The organism is Kistimonas scapharcae, assembly GCF_039540975.1.
GTDB lineage: Bacteria > Pseudomonadota > Gammaproteobacteria > Pseudomonadales > Endozoicomonadaceae > Kistimonas > Kistimonas scapharcae.
In genome coordinates this window covers 1-2,915 of the sequence record NZ_BAABFL010000039.1, presented here as the reverse complement: position 1 = coordinate 2,915, position 2,915 = coordinate 1, and the positions used below count along the sequence as shown (strand labels likewise).

Here is a 2,915-nt window from a genome sequence, read left to right as displayed (position 1 = left end):
TGATCACCGGTAGACAATACGCCGGTCATGGCTCTTTTCAGGGCATAAAAACCGGTGCCGGCCAGCAGCAAATTTCGGAAAGAGCGGGCAAGACGAGAAAACTGGTTTTCGGTGTTTCGGCTTTCATCCCCCATTCCGCGCAACTGGCGGGTGACCTTCGCCAGCGTCCCTTTGGCGAGGTCTTTGGCGCGAATGATGATGTTCATTACGCTCTGAGTAATTCTTGCCATCTGGTGTGATCCTATTTGTTATGAATCAGTCCCAAAAATCACTCAATGCTTCATTACAAAATCTTGAAATTACCGTTTTTCATATATTGGACGTAGCTCTGGTTGACCGGGATGATGCTTTCGTATGTGCAAATGACAGTTACCATTCTGTTTAAATCTCTCATCACAGGCTGGACATTTATACGGTTTTTCACCTGTATGTTGTCTCAAATGCACTTGATATGAATTCTTTTTTAATGTTTTCGGGCAATGCGGACATTGTATTCTTTGTGATTGACTTGGGGTTTGGGCTTGTGGATCTTGTCGTAAATGTCCTGATGGGCCTGGAAGGTCAACATCTGGTGATTCTGGTTGTGTAGCTATTGATTGTCTACCCTGTGCATGTGCTATTGATATTGCCCTTGCCTGAGTTGTGATCGTAGCCGTTGTGGTTTGTGTACTTGTAGCTTGCATCATTTGAGACAGGGAACGGGCTACTTCATCGGATTGTCCTTTGTCATAACCGGCTTGATATCCTTGAAAATAACCAGCTTGAAAAGATTGATCTAATTCACTTCGAGTGAAATACAAACGTTGAGGGATTGGGGCAAATGGCAATCCTGCTCCGCCGGGTTGATTACTTTGCATAGTGTTTTCCTTCTAAGAAATGATGAATTACTGTTTTACAGACAGACAGACAGACAGACAGACAGCAGGTTCCCGTGTTGTTGATCTGGATGACACCTCTGTCAGTCATTGGCGTTTTGCTTTATGACTCAAACTGCCTGCACCACCTTCATAAACCGGCTGATCCCTGCACCGGTGATGGTATTGTCGGACAGGACTTCAAACTCCATTGTCGCCTCGGCAAACTCATCGCCAATAAACGGCAGGCCCTGCACAGGCGAGAACTTGATGCGGTGCAGGGTGATGGCCACCGCTTTGCCGGATTGCGCTTCATTGAGGCCGTCGAAGAACAGGGTGAACTCCTGTCCAGCTTCGACCAATGCCTGCAGGATTTCCTGCGGAGCCTTGTCATAGGTGGCATGAACACCATTATTGCTGATAGTGCCAGAGCCGATCACCGTGATGCCGTTGGGGGTGATGTCGTAATCCACACCTTCTGCCAGCGCCGTGCTGTTGACTGCATCGGTAACGGTGATAGTGGTGGTATCCGGCACAAAGGCAAACGGCAGCAGTTCGCCATCAGCGCCGGTGGCAGCGATCAGCTCATCGGTGACTGTATTGCCACCGGCTTCTGTGGTTACTGCACCGCGCAGACCAAGGGCCAGATTGTCAGCGGTAATATCCAGTACGGTCAGCGAGCCTGTCACATTATCAATACGCGACACCACGTTGGTATTGCCGCCGCCGGGACTGGTGTAATCCTTTTGCTCCTTTTTCTCCTCTTCAAAGGAGATTTCCAGCGCCGAGCAGTTACCCACAGGTATCAGCCCGGTGCTGCCGCCGCGACGCTTCAGGTAGATGGTGCCCTTGCCCATGTATGAACGGTCGGTTTGCGCCATGATCAGTTCCCTTGATTGGTGACAGTTTGCTCCCAGGACACGCCCCACATGGCGATCCCCCGGTTATCGATCTCGCCGCTGTAGAGGTTCTCGGCAGTGATGGTTTTCGGGTCGATGCTGCGAAGATAGGTTGTGTCGAACCGGTTATAGGGCAGCAGGCCGATAATATGCTCGACGATCTCCAGCGCACTTTTGTGACGGTCTACACCGCCGCTGTCGCCGCAGATGATATAGGCTGCCATCAGCAACCGGGCCTGGTGGATGCCCTGCCCGGTGATGGTCAGTCCCGGTGCGGTCTCGATGGCTATCCTGACCGCTTTGTTAGAGAGCAGCATCCGTTCCAGCTCGGCCTCGGTAAAGCGGCCCGGGTGGCTGTCCACATCACTGACCAGTACGGACAGCTGGTCGGCAAACCAGTGTGTGATAGCGGTCAGCGCATCGTTAAGCATTGCGCCGCCCCCTTGTGATATCCCGCAGCCATTGGGTCATGGCATCGTGAATCAGGTTAATCTGTCGTTCTTCAATACCGATAAAGGGACGGGCCGGAATCGTGACCTGATGAGCAAAGGCTGTCCCGCCACGCCCATCAGGAAAGGCCAGTACTTGCTTTTTCACCGGTTTGATCACCGCGCCGAACTGATGCACACGTGCGTATTTCACATTGGTGCCGATCACCACCTGATCATCATCGGCTTCAAAGTGGATACTGTTTCGCAGTCGTCCGGTATCGCTCAGGATACGGCCTTGACGAAGCTTTAGTGGTTCCCAGGGTTCACCATCCGGCGACTGCTGACGCCTGAAGTTCATGCCGGTGTCGGTTTTCATCACCCGGCCCAGACGGGTAAACAGGGTGCGCCTGCGTTGGTACCGCATGACGGTATCCATCAGGCTTTGTATCTGTTGGGTGGCGTCCTTGAGCGACAGCATGTCAGGCCATCCCGTAGATTTTCACCATGCCGCCGGCAAACGGGGCATGGGTGGTCACCAGTTTCAGCTGGCTGATACCCGTGGTCTTTTTCACCACGCCATGAACCAGGGTGGCTTCCTGATTACCACTGTTATCCTGGTGGATAGTCTGGGCTGCTAACCGGGTGTAGTTCGGGGCGGCAGGTTCGTAGACCGTGATATCAGTGCATAGCACACCGCTTTTGGAAAGCGCATTACTGGTGAACTTGATCTT

6 protein-coding genes are annotated in these 2,915 nt (G+C 52.4%); all 6 read right to left on the bottom strand.

Translation table 11 applies throughout. The annotated features are described in order from the left end of the window. On the bottom strand, window positions 1-230 hold a 230-nt coding region (locus tag ABD892_RS02640), incomplete at its 3' end, for a hypothetical protein (RefSeq protein ID WP_345193563.1). Between the two features lie 69 nt (window positions 231-299). Next, window positions 300-857 carry a C2H2-type zinc finger protein gene (locus ABD892_RS02635; RefSeq protein WP_345193561.1) on the bottom strand — a complete coding sequence of 186 codons (558 nt, stop codon included), beginning with the start codon at window positions 855-857 and terminating at the stop codon, window positions 300-302. Between the two features lie 128 nt (window positions 858-985). Then, window positions 986-1,735 carry a phage tail tube protein gene (locus tag ABD892_RS02630; RefSeq protein ID WP_345193559.1) on the bottom strand — a complete coding sequence of 250 codons (750 nt, stop codon included), beginning with the start codon at window positions 1,733-1,735 and terminating at the stop codon, window positions 986-988. Window positions 1,736-1,737: 2 nt separating this feature from the next. Beyond that, window positions 1,738-2,184, bottom strand: coding sequence for a hypothetical protein (locus ABD892_RS02625; RefSeq protein WP_345193557.1), 447 nt, complete (start codon window positions 2,182-2,184; stop codon window positions 1,738-1,740). Next, window positions 2,177-2,662, bottom strand: a complete 486-nt coding sequence (locus ABD892_RS02620) for a phage virion morphogenesis protein (protein ID WP_345193554.1) — start codon at window positions 2,660-2,662, stop codon at window positions 2,177-2,179. Before ABD892_RS02620 ends, ABD892_RS02625 begins: the two co-directional genes overlap by 8 nt. 1 nt (window position 2,663) lies before the next feature. Continuing rightward, window positions 2,664-2,915: hypothetical protein (locus tag ABD892_RS02615; RefSeq protein WP_345193552.1), on the bottom strand; the 252-nt coding region annotated here is incomplete at its 5' end.